This is a genomic window from Paenibacillus sp. Paensp111 (assembly GCF_059492195.1).
This window is the reverse complement of sequence record NZ_CP168527.1, coordinates 2,314,278-2,332,985: the sequence shown is the minus strand read 5'-3', so window position 1 is coordinate 2,332,985 and position 18,708 is coordinate 2,314,278. Positions and strand designations below refer to the sequence as shown.

Annotated in this window: 18 protein-coding genes and 1 pseudogene; 16 read left to right on the top strand and 3 right to left on the bottom strand. The window is 47.3% G+C overall.

Annotated features, from left to right (window positions below; all coding sequences use genetic code 11):
* Positions 1–179: 179 nt before the first annotated feature.
* On the bottom strand, positions 180–875 hold the full coding sequence (locus tag ACEN86_RS10905) for a Crp/Fnr family transcriptional regulator (RefSeq protein ID WP_495630668.1): 696 nt from the start codon (positions 873–875) through the stop codon (positions 180–182).
* A gap of 181 nt (positions 876–1,056) precedes the next feature.
* Between ACEN86_RS10905 and ACEN86_RS10900 the strand changes: the two genes are divergently transcribed.
* The 13 genes and pseudogenes from ACEN86_RS10900 (at position 1,057) to ACEN86_RS10840 (ending at position 12,110) form a co-directional block, all read left to right on the top strand.
* The gene (locus ACEN86_RS10900) at positions 1,057–1,506 is read left to right on the top strand and encodes a V4R domain-containing protein (protein WP_495630667.1); all 450 of its coding nucleotides are present in this window, start codon (positions 1,057–1,059) and stop codon (positions 1,504–1,506) included.
* A gap of 24 nt (positions 1,507–1,530) precedes the next feature.
* Entirely contained in the window at positions 1,531–1,782 is a 252-nt protein-coding gene (locus ACEN86_RS10895; RefSeq protein WP_495630666.1) for an amino acid decarboxylase, read from the top strand.
* Between the two features lie 28 nt (positions 1,783–1,810).
* Positions 1,811–2,152: a cupin domain-containing protein gene (locus tag ACEN86_RS10890; RefSeq protein ID WP_495630665.1), complete on the top strand. Its 342-nt coding sequence runs from the start codon at positions 1,811–1,813 to the stop codon at positions 2,150–2,152.
* Between the two features lie 107 nt (positions 2,153–2,259).
* A complete protein-coding gene (locus tag ACEN86_RS10885) occupies positions 2,260–2,694 on the top strand; it encodes a VOC family protein (protein ID WP_495630664.1) in 435 nt (144 codons plus the stop codon).
* A 153-nt stretch (positions 2,695–2,847) separates the two neighbouring features.
* Positions 2,848–3,876: an ROK family transcriptional regulator gene (locus ACEN86_RS10880; protein WP_495630663.1), complete on the top strand. Its 1,029-nt coding sequence runs from the start codon at positions 2,848–2,850 to the stop codon at positions 3,874–3,876.
* A gap of 26 nt (positions 3,877–3,902) precedes the next feature.
* A pseudogene (locus ACEN86_RS10875) lies at positions 3,903–5,111 on the top strand (MFS transporter).
* Between the two features lie 149 nt (positions 5,112–5,260).
* On the top strand, positions 5,261–6,700 hold the full coding sequence (locus ACEN86_RS10870) for an amino acid ABC transporter substrate-binding protein/permease (protein WP_495634277.1): 1,440 nt from the start codon (positions 5,261–5,263) through the stop codon (positions 6,698–6,700).
* Positions 6,693–7,427 carry an amino acid ABC transporter ATP-binding protein gene (locus ACEN86_RS10865; protein ID WP_495630662.1) on the top strand — a complete coding sequence of 245 codons (735 nt, stop codon included), beginning with the start codon at positions 6,693–6,695 and terminating at the stop codon, positions 7,425–7,427. Before ACEN86_RS10870 ends, ACEN86_RS10865 begins: the two co-directional genes overlap by 8 nt.
* A gap of 252 nt (positions 7,428–7,679) precedes the next feature.
* Positions 7,680–8,615 (top strand): hypothetical protein, encoded by a 936-nt coding sequence (locus ACEN86_RS10860; RefSeq protein ID WP_495630661.1) that lies wholly within the window; start codon positions 7,680–7,682, stop codon positions 8,613–8,615.
* Between the two features lie 105 nt (positions 8,616–8,720).
* On the top strand, positions 8,721–8,849 hold the full coding sequence (locus tag ACEN86_RS10855) for a DUF6254 family protein (RefSeq protein ID WP_495630660.1): 129 nt from the start codon (positions 8,721–8,723) through the stop codon (positions 8,847–8,849).
* 213 nt (positions 8,850–9,062) lie between these two features.
* A complete protein-coding gene (locus ACEN86_RS10850; protein WP_495630659.1) occupies positions 9,063–10,220 on the top strand; it encodes a type III polyketide synthase in 1,158 nt (385 codons plus the stop codon).
* Entirely contained in the window at positions 10,207–10,935 is a 729-nt protein-coding gene (locus ACEN86_RS10845; RefSeq protein WP_495630658.1) for a methyltransferase domain-containing protein, read from the top strand. The genes ACEN86_RS10850 and ACEN86_RS10845 overlap by 14 nt, the downstream gene beginning before the upstream one ends.
* Before the next feature lie 26 nt (positions 10,936–10,961).
* Positions 10,962–12,110, top strand: a complete 1,149-nt coding sequence (locus ACEN86_RS10840; protein WP_495630657.1) for an NAD(P)/FAD-dependent oxidoreductase — start codon at positions 10,962–10,964, stop codon at positions 12,108–12,110.
* Between the two features lie 79 nt (positions 12,111–12,189).
* On the opposite strand, the gene ACEN86_RS10835 is transcribed toward ACEN86_RS10840, so the two are convergent.
* Positions 12,190–13,599, bottom strand: coding sequence for an amino acid permease (locus tag ACEN86_RS10835; RefSeq protein WP_495630656.1), 1,410 nt, complete (start codon positions 13,597–13,599; stop codon positions 12,190–12,192).
* 162 nt (positions 13,600–13,761) lie between these two features.
* Between ACEN86_RS10835 and ACEN86_RS10830 the strand changes: the two genes are divergently transcribed.
* The 3 genes from ACEN86_RS10830 to ACEN86_RS10820 all read left to right on the top strand — a co-directional run bounded on the left by ACEN86_RS10830 (position 13,762) and on the right by ACEN86_RS10820 (position 16,875).
* Positions 13,762–14,979 carry an MFS transporter gene (locus tag ACEN86_RS10830; RefSeq protein WP_495630655.1) on the top strand — a complete coding sequence of 406 codons (1,218 nt, stop codon included), beginning with the start codon at positions 13,762–13,764 and terminating at the stop codon, positions 14,977–14,979.
* A 129-nt stretch (positions 14,980–15,108) separates the two neighbouring features.
* A complete protein-coding gene (locus tag ACEN86_RS10825) occupies positions 15,109–15,876 on the top strand; it encodes a hypothetical protein (protein ID WP_495630654.1) in 768 nt (255 codons plus the stop codon).
* 96 nt (positions 15,877–15,972) lie between these two features.
* Positions 15,973–16,875, top strand: coding sequence for an SDR family oxidoreductase (locus tag ACEN86_RS10820; protein WP_495630653.1), 903 nt, complete (start codon positions 15,973–15,975; stop codon positions 16,873–16,875).
* Positions 16,876–16,988: 113 nt separating this feature from the next.
* Here the strand turns inward: ACEN86_RS10820 and ACEN86_RS10815 are convergent, their stop codons facing one another.
* Entirely contained in the window at positions 16,989–18,503 is a 1,515-nt protein-coding gene (locus ACEN86_RS10815) for a COG4705 family protein (protein ID WP_495630652.1), read from the bottom strand.
* Positions 18,504–18,708 lie beyond the last annotated feature (205 nt).

Genomic DNA, 18,708 nt, shown 5'->3' with positions numbered 1-18,708 from the left:
ATGAAAAATATCACTGAATACAATTTATACCATTTTTACCGAAAAGTATATATTAAATTTGTAAAATTAGTTCCATTTTATAGTAATATATGTAAAATAAACGATCGAAATAGAACGAAAATACCAAAAAAAGCCGCTGTCATTAAGTGACAGCAGCTTCTATAGATCATAAACCTAAATTAGGTCGACAGCTCAATCAGACGATCAGGATCAAGAATATTAAGAGTACGAAGATTCATATGAATAATACCCTGATTCACCCATTGGGTCAGCTTTCGGCTTAACGTCTCCGGTGAGGTCCCGATCATGGAGGACAGCTCTTTCTTCGCCGCCGGAAGGACAACGCGGCAGCCGTCTGGATCTTGTTTTTGCCAGTAGTATACGATCATCCTCGCAAGCCGCTGCTCTACATCCATAACATGCATAGCCCCGGCCCACTCATCCGCCTGCTGAAGCTGCTCGCTCATCGCCAGCAAGAAGCTGTAACTGAGCTGTGGATGGTTCTCGAGTAAAGGCCTGAAATCATCCTTGTGCAAGCGGCAGATCACGGAAGGTTCAAGCACCTCAGCCGTAGCATAATGTTGTTTGTCCTGAAGCAGAGCGAATTGGCCAAAGAAATCACCGGGGAAGAGGAAGCGCAGAATATGTTCCCTCCCGTTATCCGAGACTTTGGTAAGCTTCACAAGCCCTTGGCTGAGAACATATAAGGATTCCGATTGTTCTCCTTCATGGAATACATAGCTTCCTCTAGCATGGGGAGCAGACTGGGCAATCAAGGTTAATAGTTCCTTCTGATCCGGACTCAGCTTCTCAAATACGGGGACATGGTGTATGCAGGACATGGATTTGTCGCAGCTTACAGCGGCTTGACACATGATCAAGCACCTCCTTGCAGCTCTTGTAGTGTTGAGACTAGCGTACTATCTTATTAAGCTGCCCATCGTGAGGGAGGTCACACGTTTTCCTGAAAACTTGATCTGGATCAAGGAACATTTCATAAGGACATGGCATGATAAGTCTTGTAAAGAACAGATGAGCAGTTGGGAGAGGAACAAGATGGATACATTCACTTTTCAAGATATGGGATCAATTCAGAGAGAGAAGCTTGGCAGTCAAGTTCCGCTTGAGCTGTTTCGCACGATTCGTCTCATTGGAATGCACCAGGGATTACCTATGGGGGGAAAAGGGACAACGTTAACGGTCGGCCGGAAGATTGGTGAAAGCCTGCCGGTTAACAGCCTCGAAGAGCTGCTTGCCTTGATTGAGCAGCTGCAGATCGGAATCCCGCATGTGCTCAGCAATGAGCCTGGGCTCATTCGCATTGCAATGGAAGATTGTTTTTGTAAGGGACTCCCGGTGCTGGATGAGAAAATGGTCTGTGATCTGGAGGGCGCAATAATGGAAGGCGCTTTAACAAGAATTTGGGACAAAAGGGTGACGGTAAGAGAAACCAAGTGTAATGTAAGCGGCCACTCTCATTGTGAATATGAAATTCGTTACAAATGATGTTGAAGAGATGGAGGAACCTGTATGCTTGACATTGAGTACAAAGGGCAAATCGCGGTAATCGATCTGAGAAAAAACATTTTAAAGGGAGAGCATCCTAAGTCAGAAGTCATGGAGTTTGCCAAAAAGGCGGAGAAGGGGACGATTCTTGAACTGCATCTTCCGCATCCCGCAATGCCCTTGGCATCCGCACTCGAGGCGATTGGGTATCCAGCCGTGACTCATCAGCTCGGCCCTGATCATTTCCGGATGATGTGTGTAATAATGGATAAGTGAACTAACTAAATTTTAGGAGGAAATAGAAATGGAAAAGAAAACTTTAGCTGATTATACGGAGTTCCGCAGTGAGTCGTTCACTAAGAAAATTCTATTCAAACAAGGTGACAATGTGGTATTCATGCTGCACTTCATGCCTGGCCAGTCGTTGCCTGCCCACAAGCATCCTGGAGCTGATGTCTATATTCTCGTTACCGAGGGAAGCGGCGAGATGACGATTGATGAGGCGGTAATTGGCGTGACCAAATCAGAGGTAATTCGTGTTGAAGGCGGAGAGTTATTCGCATATACCAATACGGGCAGTGAGCCATCAAGTCTGTATGTGGTTCTGACGAAAATACCTGATGAACGGTACGCACAAGAAGTATAATTTTGCGGAGAATGCAGACTCTGGAAGTTTGCACCTCAATGGAAATTCCAGTAAAATGAAATAGGAATGTCTGTTCGGCATTTCAAATAAACCAGAAGAGGTGCGGTATGATCGTCGGAATGTATCCTTATCTAGTCATGAATGGGAATGGACAAGAAGCTGTGAAATTCTATGAAGCGGCTCTAGAGGCTCAAGTACTGAACGTACAGACCTTTGGAGATATGCCGGATCATCCTGAGCATCCCACACCGCCGGAAGCCAAGAACCTTGTGCTCAATGCGCATCTTAAGGTAGGCAATACGGATCTGATGCTCTCCGATAACTTCCCGGGACAACCCTATCAGATTGGTTCACAAGTGACGATTGCATTAACCGTTAATGACGCCAAGAAGGCTGAAGAGATCTTCGGCAAGCTTCAGGAAGGCGGGCAAGTGATTATGCAGCTTCAAGAAACCTTCTGGAGTCCTCTGTATGGACAGTTAACCGACAAGTTCGGTGTAACCTGGCAGGTATCCACACTAGGTGACAATTACAAATCATGATTACTGACAAAGCTGCCGCGGCAGCTTTTTTTATTTTCTTTTAATATATAGCCTATTCTTAATCTTGCCTACAAAATCAGTCTCTGTTATCATCATGTTAACTTATTAAATGTATTAATTAAGTCTATTAAGGCGTCTAAAGGTGGTGAGAAATTGAGTGATTTAACTACCCATCCGAAACAAATTCAAAAAGCTATCGTCCGGGACATACGTTCGCGGCTTCTCGAAGTTCAAAGTGCGACAAAGGCTGAACTGATGGAAAAGTTAGGAGTAAGCTTTCCTACAATAAGCAAGTTCATTGCACAAATGGAGAAGAACGGAGAAATTATTCTTGTCGGTATGGATGAATCAAACGGCGGAAGAAGAGCGAAGCGGTATACCTATAATCCAGATTATATGCTTGGTCTTGCCATTCTTCTGGAGAAGAAGGATACGCACTATACAATCTTTAATTGCAGGGGAGAGATATTGGAGCAGGGGCAGTCTTCAAGTGTTTTGACGGGAGAATTGGAGGAACTTGTGATCCAGATTGAGGATATTATCTCAAGGAACCCTAAGATCAGATCGATCGCGATTGGAGTTCCTGGAGTTGTTAATCATGGCCGGATTCTCTATATACCGGATTACGAGCAGTTTCATAATTTAGACATCAAGAGCTATTTGGAGGAGAAGCTCTCGGTTTCGGTGGTTGTGGAAAATGATATGAATGCTGCGGTTCTCGGATATCAATATAACAGGGGGGGTCAAAATCGACCTTCATTAATATATTTGTATTTTGGTCATAACGGCCCGGGTTCCGGCATTATGGTTAACGGGGAACTGGTTCGGGGAAGTTCCTTTTTCGCGGGAGAGGTTTCTTTTGTTCCCTTGTATGACCACCATAACTTTTATCAGGCCTTGAGTCGGTCAGGAGATCAGGACCAAGCTCTTATGCTTAGTAAGAGGGTAGACGCAATCAGCCGCTTAATTGCAGCGTTTACAGCTATCGTCAATCCACATACCATTATTTTCAGCAAGGATGAGGTGAACCCGGCCATGCTAAGTCAGATTGCGGCGCAAAGTGCAACTTATATTCCTAAGGAGAATCTTCCCGAGCTGACGGCAAGTGACTGGACACAGGATTATTTAGTCGGACTGCAGACCCTGGGAGTGGGAATCATGGTTTCGGAAGCACATAATTAATTAACTACAGTTAGAGGTGTACTATATTGGCTACTTTTTTTCTGATTATCATTTATTTGGCGTTCATTAGCCTAGGGCTGCCGGATTCCCTGCTGGGTTCGGCTTGGCCGGTCATGCAGACGGATTTCAACGCCCCTCTGGAGACGGCGGGCCTGTTATTTATGATCGTAGCAGGTGGAACGATCGTATCCAGTCTGCTAAGTGGCTCGCTGCTAGAGCGATTCGGAACAGGGAAAGTGACCCTCGTCAGCTGTGTCATGACAGCCGGAGCCTTAACGGGTTTTGCTTTCTCCCCCTCACTGATCTGGTTGATTCTGTGTGCCATTCCGCTCGGACTGGGAGCAGGGGCCGTTGACGCAGGCCTCAACAATTATGTTGCCGCTCATTACAAAGCTCATCATATGAGCTGGCTTCATTGTTTTTGGGGCGTAGGAGCGACAATGGGGCCCGTCATTATGGCCCAGTTCATCAATGGACAGCACTTGTGGAGGCAGGGGTACCTTACGGTGGCGGGAATCCAAGGCATTTTGGTTATCATTTTGTTCTTCTCTCTTCCTTTATGAGACCGTGTTGCCAGCCATAGTGGAGTCAAGATCTCTGATACAGCCGGGGCAGGAGACACAGAAGAAGAACTGCTCGGCAAGCCAACGAAACCGCTTCAGATTAAAGGGGTCAAGTTGTCGATGATTACTTTTCTTGTGTACTGCGGGGTTGAAGCTGCAATAGGCCTATGGGGAAGCAGCTTTCTGGTGGGCCTCAAGAGCTTGCCAGCGGCCGAAGCCGCAAGCTGGGTATCTTTTTATTATGGAGGGATTACAGTTGGCCGGTTCATTACAGGCTTTATCACCTTCAAGCTCAGCAACCGTCAACTTATACGCGCAGGCCAACTCACCGTACTGTTCGGAGCTGTTCTGCTAGTCCTTCCCTTGCCAGCCGTTTTTCCTCTGGTTGCTTTTATGGTCATAGGATTAGGGCTTGCTCCAATATATCCGTGTATGCTGCATGAAACCCCTGTGCGGTTTGGAACTAAACATTCGCAGAAAATAATGGGTTACCAAATGGCCGTAGCCTATACAGGCAGCACATTTATGCCCCCGCTTCTGGGACTGCTCGCTTCTTTCTGGAGCATAGGCGTATTTCCTTACTTTATCGTAATCTGCGCCGCAGCGATGTTTCTATTTTCGGAGAGATTGAACGCTTTCCTGAGCAGAAGAAATTATAAGGTTCATGCCTAATGGTAAAAAATTGGAAATAGTAATTCGCTTCATTTTGAGATATATTTTGGACAGTTATGGATTCCGTTAGTTACCTGTTTAACAGGGAAGGAATTTTGGGTAACATTCATAAGATGTGGAAGAACAAGAGGAGGACTTAAATGAGAACAATGCGTACATTCTTAATCTTTATGTCTTTGCTGTTCATGGCTCTGTCTGGAGTCCCTTATGGAACAGCAACAACCGAGGCAGCACCGGCTTCGGAGAAAATTTACCAGATCGGTACAGATACTACATTCGCTCCGTTTGAGTTCCAGGATGTGAATGGCAAATATGTAGGAATTGACATGGAATTGATGGAGGCCATAGCCAAAGATCAGAACTTTAAGTTCGAGATCAAATCGCTGGGTTTTAATGCAGCCGTGCAGGCTCTCGAAGCTCATCAGGTGGATGGCGTCATTGCGGGAATGAGTATTACCGCGGAACGCAAGCAGAAGTTCGACTTCTCCGATCCATATTTTGATTCCGGTGTAATCATGGCCGTTCGTGAGGACAACAATGAGGTCACCAAGTACGAAGATTTGAAAGGTAAGAAGGTGGCCGTCAAGACGGGGACGGAAGGTTATACTTTTGCTGAATCTGTCTCATCCAAATACGGCTTCACGATCGTACCCTTTGATGATTCCGCTCAAATGTATGATGACGTGAAGACAGGGAACTCTGTCGCTTGTTTTGATGACTATCCCGTGCTGGCTTATGGGGTGAAGCAGAAGAATGGGCTGAAGACGGTTACAGACAAGGAGAAAGGCGCTTCCTACGGCTTCGCTGTAAGCAAAGGTCAGAACAAAGAGCTGCTTGATAAATTCAATGCGGGCCTGGCTAACCTGCGTGCTAATGGGGAGTACCAGAAGCTATTGGATAAGTACCTTGGCAAAAATGCTGAGACTGCTGCGAACCAAAGCCGCTGGGGGCTGATTAAGAGCTCTTTGCCAGCTCTCTTTGTTGGTCTTGGCAAGACACTCTTGTTTACGCTTCTTTCTCTATTCTTTGCATTTATTCTTGGATTAATCTTCGGATTCATGAAGGTTGGACGTAATAAATGGCTGCGGGGCATTGCAACAGTATTTGTAGATCTATTCCGTGGTATTCCGCTTCTTGTACTTGCATTTTTCATTTACTTTGGTATCCCGCAAGCTTTTGGTTTTACCATGCCGCCGTTACTGGCAGCGGTTCTAACTTTGAGTCTTAATGCAGGTGCCTATGTGACAGAGATCATTCGCGGAGGTATTCAATCCATTGACCGCGGTCAGATGGAGGCGGCAAGATCTCTTGGACTTCCTTACCGGAAGGCCATGTTCAAGATCATCATTCCACAGGCGATCCGAGTCATGATCCCGGCGTTCATTAACCAGCTGGTCATCACGCTGAAGGATACGTCAATTCTGTCGGCCATTGGACTCGTAGAGCTGACACAATCAGGCAAGATCGTTATTGCAAGAACCTTTGCTTCATTTGATATTTGGCTCACGGTTGCCGTAATGTATCTTGTCGTCATTACTATACTGACCAAAATCTCGAGCCGTCTGGAAGGAAAGGTGCGTCATGGCTAAAATCAAAGTTAACAATCTCAAAAAGAGCTACGGTGCGAATCAGGTCTTGAAGGGCATTGATATGGAGGTTCGAGAAGGTGAGGTTGTATGCGTGATCGGGCCTTCGGGTTCGGGCAAAAGTACCTTCCTTCGGTGTATTAACCGGCTGGAAGACATTACGGACGGAACGGTTATCGTAGATAATTACAATATCAACGATCCCAAAACGGATATCAACAAGGTCCGAGAGAATATCGGCATGGTGTTCCAGCACTTCAACCTGTTCCCGCATTTCAGCGTTCTGCGCAACATCATGTTCGCTCCGCTTGAGCTGGGCAAGCAGACCAAAGAGGAAGCCCGTGCCACGGCACTCAAGCTGCTTGATCAAGTAGGTCTGTCGGATAAGGCAAATGCTTTTCCAAGCCAGCTGTCGGGCGGTCAGAAGCAGCGCGTAGCGATTGCCAGAGCACTGGCCATGAATCCGGACATCATGCTGTTCGACGAGCCTACATCGGCACTCGATCCCGAAATGGTCGGCGAGGTACTAGGCGTGATGAACGATTTGGCCCGTGAAGGCATGACCATGGTGATCGTCACACATGAAATGGGCTTCGCGCGTGAGGTAGCCGATCGCGTCATCTTTATGGATGGAGGCTATATCGTTGAGGAAGGATCGCCAGAGAAAGTATTCGGCAGTCCAAAGCACGAGCGTACCATCAGCTTTTTGGAGAAAGTACTCAAGGCATAATTTTAGCAGCCTATTTGAATTCGGTGAACTATCAGAACCCTTACCGGAATATAACGCTAAAGTCATTAGTTTGACAGACTTTGGTGTTGTTGACCCGGTAGGGTTTTTTTGTGTGTCTATATAGTCCGTATCACCCAATTAATTCCAACCTCCACCAAGTGTGAAATAATAGGAATAGCCTATATAACTCGGTGTCCGTTCATTCTACACTTGAATCGTTAGCAGACTTTAGCCAAGAAGAGGAGTGATTCAATGTTCATTCGGCCAGCTGCACGAGCATTTTGGACAAGGATGTTAGCCGCTTTTGTAATTCTGCTAGGTACAAGTATGATTTGGCTTCAACCACTGAGAGCTGAACAAGCTGAAGTTAACCAGGACCGTCACGGCCTGGGATTTGCTCAAAATGTATACGAGGTAAAGCTGGGAGAAAAGATCAATGTAACTCTTTTATTAAAGGGAAAAGATCAAGTTGAGGATGTTACGAACGACGCAGAAACAGAAATTTATGCTTATAACACTCATATTGCAAAGAGTTTCGATCATGGCGTAATTGAAGGAATAAACCCTGGGACCACATATGTATATGGAAGTTATAAAAATACTATTTATGATACAGCTTTAGCAGAAGTCCGGGTAGTAGGAGATCCTCCTGATGATCTTGAACTTAAGTTCGATTCTGAGGAGTACAGTATGGTTCCCTGGGAACCTGTAGAGTTCAAGGTAACTGCCAAAGGAAAAGATGGTGTGGTAAGAGATGTAACTGATGATGCATTTATAAATTCGGATCATTTTCATGTAGCCTCATTCTATAGACATGATGGCATTAGTGAAATAGAGAGTGATACTCCGGGCGAAGCTACAATAACGGCGCTGTATCATGGCAAACTGGCGACTGCCAAAGTGACTTCTTACAAAAACAATCTCAAGCTAAAACTGGATTCGGACGAATATAGCCTATTGGCAGGGGATCAACTGGACATCCAGCTTACGGCTACGCATCCGGACGGAAGAGTTGAAGTTATTCGCCCAGGATATTTTGATTTTTCTTTCTCTGACAATCCGAATGTAGTATGGGTGAACAATGTCAGAGGAGAACTTTTAGCTGTTGGCCCGGGAGAGGCAACTGTGACCTTTAACTACAGAGATCATACAGCGTCGGCAAAAGTATACGTATATCGCAAAAAGTAACTTTGTCATGAAGGAAACTGAGGGGATTGACGAATGAATTGTGCTCCTCCGTAACAAGCTAACCGTGTAGTATATTAAGCATGATTCCAGAGGAGGATACCCGAAATGGCTGATCAGAAGCGAAGACAAGAAGCTGCCTGGAAGTCACGTAAGCAGCAAGATAATCCCCATGGTAAAATCAAATCGTTGAAGGAATTATCCAACGAGTATGATGCGGAACATACTACACATTAGTTTCACTGCAATACAAAGCGGCTGCCGAGATCACTTGGCAGCCGCTTTGCTGTTACATATACAGAGTTAATATGGATACTCCCTGGTATGAACGGGTTATCTTAAAGATAGCTCTCCGGGTTCCACGATTGCATGGGGTTGATTAAGGGTAAGAAAGGGTAACACAGTCACATCCGCATAAATTTCCCATTTATATCAGGAGGTTAGTAATCTATGACGTCAATAACCAGCAATATCCCAGCTGCGATCCTGGGAATTGGAACTGCTTTGCCCGCTCATTCTATTGCTCAAGATGACATCGCCGAGCTGATTGCATTTTCTCTGCAGGACAGCCCTGATTTAGCCCGTTTTGCCAGAAGAATATTCAGATCATGCGGAGTTGAAACGAGATACACCTGTGAACCCAGTTATCTGGGATCACCGGAAGATTGTCGTTACTTGCCTACCGGAGACATTTCGCATATTCCTACCACTAAGGAACGAATGGATACATATAAAAGAGAAGCCTTACCGCTGGGGATGGAGGCAGCCAAGAAGGCGTTGAACGAAGCTTCCATGTCCCCTGAGCAGATCACTCATCTCATTACGGTCAGCTGTACCGGACAGTATTTGCCGGGACTTGATGTCATGCTGATCGGTGAGCTGGGACTATCCCCCCGCGTTAACCGGCTGCCACTTATTTTCCAGGGATGTGCAGCAGGTCTCAAGGCCATTCGAATGGCAAGGGATGTTGTTCTGGGAGCCCCAGGGTCACAGGTCCTGGTGGTCTGTGTGGAGCTGTGCAGTCTGCATTTTCAACCCGCCAAGGAAAGAGAAGCTTTGTTCGCGGCTTCATTCTTCGGGGACGGAGCTGCCTCCTGTATCATCGGAAGTCCAATGGAGAAGCATTCACATTATATGGAGCTCGGCAGAGGCTATTCCGTACTACTGCCTGACTCCACAGAGGACATGACCTGGGAGGTGGGGAATACCGGTTACAATCTGTATCTGTCACCGCGAATCCCCAAGCTGCTGGGTACACACCTGGAGACTGAACTCGCTAATCTTCTTGAAGGAGACAAGCTCCCCGAGCTTTGGGCTATCCACCCCGGCGGCCGTGGTATCGTAGACTCTGTTCAGGAGGTCATGAGCCTCACTGAGGATGACACCAAATACAGCAGGGAGATCCTAAGAACCGTGGGCAATCTGTCATCGGTGACTATCATGTTCGTGCTGAAGGCGATGCGCACGGAAATGAAGCAGATGGGCGAAAAAAGCGCGGAAGGAGTTGCCATGGCCTTCGGTCCTGGACTAACCGCTGAACTTATGCGCTTTACTTATATGCCAGCCTATGCGGCTGCGAATAAGGAGCAGAATCATGCCGTTCTTTAGAACCATGGCGGTTCGGGCCAAGGAAGATGAACTTATGGATGACTTCTCTATGGGCGGAGAAGAGTTAAGCGAAGCTCTTCAGCATTTGCAAAGGCTGAACCGAATCTTTCCTGCGGCGGCGCCGATCCTTCATGGAGTAGAGAAGCTGTGGCAGGCCAATGGAAGACCACCCACGCTCAGCATCCTGGATGTGGGCGCAGGATCGGGAGACATCAATACGAAGCTGTTAAAGTGGGCAGATCGGAAGGGGATCTCACTTCAAATTACTCTTGTCGATATGACGATGGAGGCTTGCGAGGAAGCCAGGCAATTGTTCCGAGATGAGCCGAGAGTGATAGTACGGCAAGGAGACGTCATGGAATTGGAGGAAGGCGCTGCCGATATCGTGACAGGCTCCCAATTCATTCATCATTTTGATGGAGATGAACTGGTGGATATGGTAGCCCATATGCTGCAAACGTCCAGATATGGGGTAGTCATTAATGATATTCACAGACATGCTGTATCCTATACAGCAGTCTGGCTGACAACTCGTCTAATCTCACGCAATCGTTACATCCGCCATGACGGACCCCTCTCTGTCGCCAAGGGGTTCAAAGGCAGAGATTGGCGTGATCTTAAGACAAAGCTTAAGCATACTACGATGACTTACTCCTGGAAGCCTCTATTTCGGTACTCTGTGGTTATCCCTAGAACAGATGGATTGGAGCTTTAGCGATAGAAAAAGGCAGGTGATCTTAAATGCTGAAGCAAGCGGATGTAGTAGTTATTGGCGCTGGTATAGCTGGCAGCAGCTGTGCGATCCAGCTATCCAGGCTGGGGCACAAGACGGTACTGCTTGACCGGCAGAACTTCCCGAGACACAAAACGTGCGGTGAATTCATGTCTCCGGAGACAAAGGAGATGCTCGAATATCTTGGAGTGAACCCGAACAGGAATGAACTCACGCCTGGCATGATGAACGGAGCTAAGATCATCTTTCCTTACGGTGGAGAGATTGAGGCTCCTCTTCCTGGAGAGGCTATTGGAATTAGCCGTTACGAGCTGGACCGTCTTCTTCATCAGCGAGCGTTGGAGGCCGGGGCTGAAATCATTACGAATACGAGGGTCACTAGTATTAAGCAATTGGACTCCGGATTATATGAAGTCGACACTAGGCAAGGGAATGCTCAGGTGCAGTATCTGACGAAGGCCGTTATCGGCGCTTATGGAACGAAGAGGCCTCAAGGCGCACCTCCATCAGGTATTCAGCGGGACAGTACCGCGTATGTTGGTGTTAAATCTCATTACAGCGGTCTTAGCATCCCGGCACAAGTAGAGCTGTATTTCTGTGATGGAGGATATATCGGACTCTCACCGATCGAGAATGGAACAGTTAATGCTGCCGCATTGCTGTCACTTGACGTGGTTCAGCGTCTTGGCAAGTCTGTGCCGGATATCCTGGAAGGAGCCTCGCGCACCAATTCCAAATTAGCAGAGCGGCTGTCTCAAGGCACACCTATCCCGGGCACTCAGGTATCGGTGGCGCCGCTCCACCTATCGGATGTGCCGGAGCCCTGGTCCGAGTTCCCGCATGTAGGCGATGCTTTGCTCATGATTCCGCCGCTCTGCGGGGATGGAATGTCTATTGCCCTGCGCTCATCCTGGCTATGCACATGGTCTACGGACAGGTACTTAAAAGACGAAATCAGCCTTGCCGAGTGGAAGAACCAATATACGGAGGAAGCGAACCGCGAATTCACCCAGCTGCTGAGAAGAGCGAGAGCGATGCAAAAGCTTGCTTTTGCCAAGACCAACCGTCTCTACCCCAGTATTATTCGGCTTCTCCCGGGTCTTGCATCGTATGTGGTTAAGGCAACACGCTTATCGGAGACCCATCCGATTCGGTAAAGATTAGTAATCTCCAAGCCACACGGAGACAAGAAAAATCCCCCCTTTCTGATGAAGATCCAGAGAGGAGGGATTTAATTTATATCCGCTTATTATTTATTTTACGGTGCTTGAGCAGCAGTGGATAGAACAGGATGCCGCTGACAATCAGGGCAAGCCCAAGCAAGAAAGTCTTGAGGTCCGCTGTCCCGGCCACAATGACCCATAAGGAGTAGATCGCGGCCAATGCAGCAATGATACCCTCGGTTACCCGCTCTTTATGCAGGGTATAGGTTTCCCCAGTCAAGGTCAGCTTGAGGTGATATAGGGATGCAATCAAATAAGGAACCAGATAGGCGAGCGTTGCAATTTGGATGATAAAGTCAAAAGCCGCCGAGATGGAACCCGAAATAGTCGAGAGCAGCAGAATCTGACCGAGCAGGTTGGAGATCCACAGGGATACCTTCGGCATTCCTTTGCCATTCTCCTTGGCGAACGATGGGAGAAACACACCCAGCTTGGCCGCTTGAAAAGGAACTTCAGCACTCAGCAGTACCCAGCCAATGGTGGACCCGAGCAGACTGATTAGTCCTAGTCCTGCAAGCAGCTTACCCCCAACAGGTCCAAGTACGGTTGTTATTCCGTCTACAAGCGGATTCTGGGAAGCGATCAGCTGCTCTTGTGTCAGCAGACCCATGGTCAGAATGCTGATCCCGACATACAGGACAAGGGAGATGACAAGTCCTGCGATCGTTGCACGGCGGATATCCTGCTTGCGGCGGGCCCGGGCAGCAAATACCATCGCGGATTCCACACCGATGAAGGCCCACAGGGTCGCAATAGCAGCAGAGTTAACCTGGGAAAGCAGGCCGATTGTCTCACCGCTCTCGTTCTTACGTGGTGCCAGCAATGGCCCGATATTGCTCTGCTGGAAAGCGAACAGGGCAATGACAATAAAGAGTGCAAAGCCGATAACCTTAGTCGCCGTAGCGATAAAATTTAACCGGCCCGCACTGTTCATCCCCTTCAGGCAGATGGCATTCGTCCCCCACAGCAGCACCGAGCAGACAAGAAACGTTAAGGTATTCCCCGCTTTTAGCGTAAAGCTGCCGACTTCAAGCCAGACCTTATCACTGGTTAGAACAGGGAAGAAGGTGGACAGGTAGCTGGCAAAGGTCGTGATTACAGCTACAAAGCCGGCGATGTTGCCGACCCAGTATCCCCAGGTGGACATGAACCCGGCCAGTATGGACCCATGCGACCCCTCGCGGAAGAGCTCCTTCGCATAGATTTGCGGACCGCCGCTTAATTCGGGCTTGCGGACCGCCAGGCTGCCGAACACCAGCGCTAGCGTAAGGACGCCAAGACCGGTGGCCGCCCAGGCCAGGACGACACCGGCAGGACTTGCTGCTTCAGATAGAGACCTGGGAAGCATAAAGATTCCGGATCCGACCATGTTGCCGACCACAAGGGCGGTGAGGATCCAGAAGCCTAATTTATGTCTGGTCATGTTGAATTAACCCCTTTAACAAGAATATTAGATTGCAATAAAAATAAACCAACAGGTAACCATGATACACTTTCTTCTGCTAAAGCACCAGCGTAAATTTTAGGAGATGGGGGCATATTATTGCTTGGAAGATACGAGCGTCGAGTACAAAGGAGGGTCACCATGAAGATATCGCTTAATAAACAGTCCATTCTGCTGCTTAGCGTGAATGGACTGTTTGTACTTGCCGGGGCGCTATCGGGTACGTTCCTGAACGTATACTTATGGAGGAGCAGACAGGACTACAGCATGATCGGCTGGTTCACGATTAGCCAGCAGCTTGCGCTGGGCTTAACGTTCTGGGTAGCCGGAAAGTGGGTGAAGGAACACAACAAAATGAATGCTTTAAGAATGGGAACGGCGGTAACCGGAATATTTTATCTGCTTGTCTTATGGGCTGGAAGGGAAGCTGTTCATTATATCTGGCCCTTAGGGATTGTACTCGGAACAGCGCTGGGTCTTTTTTGGCTTGCCTTCAATGTGGTGTATTTCGAAGTGACGGATGCCGAGAATCGTGATCTGTTTAACGGCTGGGTAGGACTACTCGGCTCTATAACCGGAATAGCCGGTCCTTTGCTGTCTGGCTGGATCATTTCAAGACTACACGATGATCAGGGGTACCGGGTCATTTTCACCATTTCACTGGTGATCTACGCCCTTGCCGTTGTGCTGAGCTTTTTCTTGAAAAGGCGAAAGGTTCAAGGAAGTTATGAATGGCTGGAGCCTTTCCGCAGATTAAGAATAAAGGGCGATCCCTGGCGTTACGCGGTTCCAGGACTGCTGGCACAGGGACTCCGCGAAGGCGTATTCTCCTTTCTGATCAATCTGCTTGTGTATGTCGCTACCACTCAGGAATCGAAGCTGGGGCAATTTTCATTTATTACTTCGGCAGTGGGACTCGGCAGCTACTGGCTGGTTGGGAAATGGTTCAAACCCCGCTTACGCCGTGCGGGCATGTTGGTCGGTTCACTGCTGCTTGTAGTGGTTATTCTGCCTCTGCTGTGGAAAGTCAGTTACAGCACTCTGCTCATCTGGGGCATTGGAACCTCACTGTTCATGCCGCTCTATATCCTGCCTATGGTATCGGCTGGCTTCGATTTGATGGGGTCGAGTAAGGCGAATGTGGAGAAAAGAGTAGAACTGGTCGTCCTGCGTGAGCTGAGTATAATGGCTGGACGAATTGCCGGGACGCTGATTTTTATACTAATCTTATCCATCAGCAGATCAACATCCACTTTGACGTGGGTTCTGCTGGCACTTGGAACCGCGCCGCTGCTAGGCTGGTTGAGCATGCGTCATCTGCTCATTTATGGAAGAAGGCAGCCAGCTTCGGAGGAATAAGTATTGACATACTTCTTGAATGTATGGTATTGGTATATACAAATAAAGGCAATGCAACCGTAGGGTTCAACCTCGTTATCAACATGAGGTTGGCCCTTTTTTTGCATCCGTTAAGGAGGAGAAGATCTTATGCCACAACCGGAAATACTGCTGCAGCGTCTAGATCAAATTGGAGAATCACTTGCACAGAAGGAAGGAGCACTCGCTCTGCTCGGAGTTGGGTCTGTCGGTGAGGAATTGGATCGGCTCGATGAGTATTCTGATCTGGATTTTTTCGTAATCGTGGAGTCAGGCTTCAAACAGAGATTTATTGACCGGCTGGACTGGCTTGAAGACACACATCCCCTGGGCTATTATTTCAAAAATACGGATGACGGTTATAAAATCTTGTTTGAAGACGGGATATACGGAGAATACGCGATATTTGAAGTGAATGAGCTGGAGAATATCCCTTACCAAGGCGGCCGTGTCGTCTGGAAAAGCCCTACAGCGGCTCAACTATCCATTAACAGCAGCAATTCTGAACGAATTCCTAGCATAAGAAAGGATGGGCTTGATTATTCCCTTAATGAAGCACTAACCAATCTGTATGTGGGTCTTGGACGGTACGCCCGTGGGGAGAAGCTGTCTGCCGTTAGATTCATTGAAGGGTATGCCATTGATTCGATTCTTGCTGTGCTGCACCTGCTTGAGAAGGAAGAAAATTACTTCCCGGATTGCTTCGGTAATGAGAGACGGCTCGAAAGACGGTTCCCGAGGTTTGGAGAACGTCTTGGAGACATGATGCTGGGCTACAACCGGGTTCCTGAATCGGCACTTCGTATTCTGGACTACCTGGAAAGTGTGTATCCGGTGAACCGCAGACTCAGCGAAGAGATCAGAAAGTTAGCCAAGTAAGTTTAAACCTCCTCGAACACGGTTACAAAGAGTAGAGTTAGCACCTTACAAGTATGAATTACTCTTAATTCACTAAGCCTAGAGGAGGAATTGATTATGCCAGATCAAGACCAATACAGCGTGCAGGACCCAGCATCTCAGTATCCAAAGGCCACTGCGGAGTGGAAGCAGACACAGCCTGAGCCAGGACTTCAGGAGAAGATGACTCCTACCCCTGATGCAGGAGAAACAAGCTACAGGGGAACGGGTAGACTGACCGGACGCAAGGCCGTGGTGACAGGGGCGGACAGTGGTATTGGCCGTGCGGCTGCTATTGCTTTTGCCCGTGAAGGGGCAGATGTGGTACTCTCCTATTTACCGGAGGAAGAAGCGGATGCCAAAGAGGTTGTTAAGCTGATTGAAGAGGCTGGCCGAAAGGCTGTAGCCATTCCGGGTGACCTGAAGGATGAGCAGTACTGCGAGCAGCTGATCACACAAGCGGTGGAGAAGCTCGGCGGGATTGATATTCTAGCCAACGTGGCTGGCAAGCAGCAGTTCGCCCAAGATATAGCGGAGCTTACGACAGAACAATTTGATGCTACTTTCAAGACGAATGTATACTCTCTATTCTGGCTGTGCAAGGCGGCGATTAAGCACATGAAGCCAGGCAGCAGCATCATTAACACGTCTTCTATCCAGGCTTATAAGCCATCACCAATTCTGCTGGATTATGCGACAACCAAGTCGGCAATTAACACCTTTAGCAAGGCACTTGCCCAGCAGGTCGCGACCAAGGGGATTCGGGTCAATGTGGTGGCTCCAGGACCTGTCTGGACACCGCTTCAAGTGGCCGGCGGACAACCGACGTCCAAGCTCGCCGAGTTTGGTTCTAATACGCCAATGGGCCGCCCGGGTCAGCCTGCTGAGATGGCTCCGGCGTATGTATTCTTGGCCAGCCAGGAATCCAGCTATGTTACCGGAGAGACTTTGAATGCCAATGGGGGTACACCTACCCCTTAAAAGCGTTAACAATACAATTAGTAGCAGTTGTGGTGAGTACAACACGGATTAAAATGATCTTGATTCCCCAATAATGAGAAAGGTCGTCCGTTGTCAGACGACCTTTCTCATTATTATTTATTTTCCCCATTTAAGACGCTAAGCGAATTGTTCAGTGCAGTTTTGCACTGTCTGACATCCGGGTTTCCTGACCGCACGGCGGCCAGCGCTACATCAATCGTTCCGTCAATCTTGGTCCATGTTGTTCCATCTAAGCGTCTAAGCTTAGGTTCCGCGGTGTCCCATTGATGCTCCAGGTCATCGGCCCCTTTTGATGCTGAAGCAAAATCTTTGGCATTAACATTGGTAAGCATCTTATTTTCAATGTTAACAAAATCTGATAACTGTCCCGCTAATGGAGCTTGTGGAGAAGCGGACTTTTTTGGTGATGATTTATTTGCCCCGTTCAAAACGCTAAGCGAATTGTTCAGTGCAGTTATGCATTGTTTCGCGTCCGGGTTTCCTGACCGCACGGCTGTCAACAGGACATCAATCGTACCGTCAATTTTGGTCCATGTTGTACCATCCATACTTCTTAGCTTAGGTTCATCGGTATCCCATTGATGCTCCAAGTCATCGGCTCCTTTTGATGCTGAAGCAAAATCATTGGCATTAACATTGGTAAGCATCCTATTTTCAATGTTAACAAAATCCGATAACTGTCCTGCTAATGTAGCTTGTGGAGAAGCGGTTTGCGAAGCGATATTATTGTTTAACTTAACATAGCCGCCTATACCAACTGCTAGGAAAATAACAAGCACTCCAATGGTCTGAATCAACACATTTTTCTTATTTCCCGTAGTTTGGTTCATTTCTTCGGAATCACTTTTTGCCCTTGTATCCAGTTTTGTAACTGCAAGAAAAATGACTATCGCAAGAATTGCGGCGAGAAAAATTACACTGGTTATGGTTGTCCCTAAACCTAACCCGCCATTGACTTTGGATTGAGATAAGAAATCCCCTAATGAGGCTCCAAGTGGACGAGTAAGAATATAGGCAATCCAAAACGCCAAGATTCCATCCAGTTTCAAATATTTCCATGCCAAGAATATGCAAGCTATTATGATAACGACTGAAATTCCTGTGTAAAGATAGCCGAGACCGAGTTGTTCCGAATACAAATCGCCAACGGCTGTTCCAAGTGCAAAGGTGAACAGTATGGTCAGCCAGTAAAAAGTTTCTCTCTTTCTTGTATGAATCGAGTGGATCGAAAGTGTTTTTTCGCTAAGATACCAAAAAAGAAAGGTTAACCCTAACAATACGCTGAATACTAAGGTACTTTGCTCAAGGGGCACACCCAATACATCTGTCAAGTTATCGGTTACCAACGTACCAAACACGCTTATAAGTACAACCGTTAACCAATATATACTTGGGACATATTTAGTTGCTCGGAATTGAAAATACAATAAAATGAAAAACGCAACTCCCATGATTACTGTAGTATTCGTCAACCCGAAGCCAAGGCTGAAATTCAAGAAATCAGCAAATGTTTCACCTACAGTAGTACAGAGGACCTTGATGATCCAGAAGAATAAAGTTACTTCCGGAACCTTGCTAAGTACAAATTTGTTTTGGTTTGAATTCATATTTTTTCCCCTTCTTTACTGAATTACAACAACGCACATTTTTAATTTGCTCTCCCTTTGTTTATATATTTACATCACTCAGATTAGAAACTCATTAGAGTAGCATTAGAAATTGAATCTGAACCTTTGGCCAACACTTTATTTACGCATAACTATTCGGGCACACTGACTTTAAGAGGACATCTTACCCAAGGAGGATTATACA

What these genes read in the sequence shown, in the direction of transcription:
- ACEN86_RS10860 (WP_495630661.1), top strand. Translation starts at nt 7,680, where the DNA reads ATGTTCATTCGGCCAGCTGCACGAGCATTTTGGACAAGGATGTTAGCC.
- ACEN86_RS10855 (WP_495630660.1), top strand. Translation starts at nt 8,721, where the DNA reads ATGGCTGATCAGAAGCGAAGACAAGAAGCTGCCTGGAAGTCACGTAAG.
- ACEN86_RS10895 (WP_495630666.1), top strand. Translation starts at nt 1,531, where the DNA reads ATGCTTGACATTGAGTACAAAGGGCAAATCGCGGTAATCGATCTGAGA.
- ACEN86_RS10865 (WP_495630662.1), top strand. Translation starts at nt 6,693, where the DNA reads ATGGCTAAAATCAAAGTTAACAATCTCAAAAAGAGCTACGGTGCGAAT.
- ACEN86_RS10845 (WP_495630658.1), top strand. Translation starts at nt 10,207, where the DNA reads ATGCCGTTCTTTAGAACCATGGCGGTTCGGGCCAAGGAAGATGAACTT.
- ACEN86_RS10890 (WP_495630665.1), top strand. Translation starts at nt 1,811, where the DNA reads ATGGAAAAGAAAACTTTAGCTGATTATACGGAGTTCCGCAGTGAGTCG.
- ACEN86_RS10905 (WP_495630668.1), bottom strand. Translation starts at nt 875, where the DNA reads ATGTGTCAAGCCGCTGTAAGCTGCGACAAATCCATGTCCTGCATACAC.
- ACEN86_RS10870 (WP_495634277.1), top strand. Translation starts at nt 5,261, where the DNA reads ATGCGTACATTCTTAATCTTTATGTCTTTGCTGTTCATGGCTCTGTCT.
- ACEN86_RS10900 (WP_495630667.1), top strand. Translation starts at nt 1,057, where the DNA reads ATGGATACATTCACTTTTCAAGATATGGGATCAATTCAGAGAGAGAAG.
- ACEN86_RS10820 (WP_495630653.1), top strand. Translation starts at nt 15,973, where the DNA reads ATGCCAGATCAAGACCAATACAGCGTGCAGGACCCAGCATCTCAGTAT.
- ACEN86_RS10885 (WP_495630664.1), top strand. Translation starts at nt 2,260, where the DNA reads ATGATCGTCGGAATGTATCCTTATCTAGTCATGAATGGGAATGGACAA.
- ACEN86_RS10840 (WP_495630657.1), top strand. Translation starts at nt 10,962, where the DNA reads ATGCTGAAGCAAGCGGATGTAGTAGTTATTGGCGCTGGTATAGCTGGC.
- ACEN86_RS10850 (WP_495630659.1), top strand. Translation starts at nt 9,063, where the DNA reads ATGACGTCAATAACCAGCAATATCCCAGCTGCGATCCTGGGAATTGGA.
- ACEN86_RS10830 (WP_495630655.1), top strand. Translation starts at nt 13,762, where the DNA reads ATGAAGATATCGCTTAATAAACAGTCCATTCTGCTGCTTAGCGTGAAT.
- ACEN86_RS10815 (WP_495630652.1), bottom strand. Translation starts at nt 18,503, where the DNA reads ATGAATTCAAACCAAAACAAATTTGTACTTAGCAAGGTTCCGGAAGTA.
- ACEN86_RS10835 (WP_495630656.1), bottom strand. Translation starts at nt 13,599, where the DNA reads ATGACCAGACATAAATTAGGCTTCTGGATCCTCACCGCCCTTGTGGTC.
- ACEN86_RS10825 (WP_495630654.1), top strand. Translation starts at nt 15,109, where the DNA reads ATGCCACAACCGGAAATACTGCTGCAGCGTCTAGATCAAATTGGAGAA.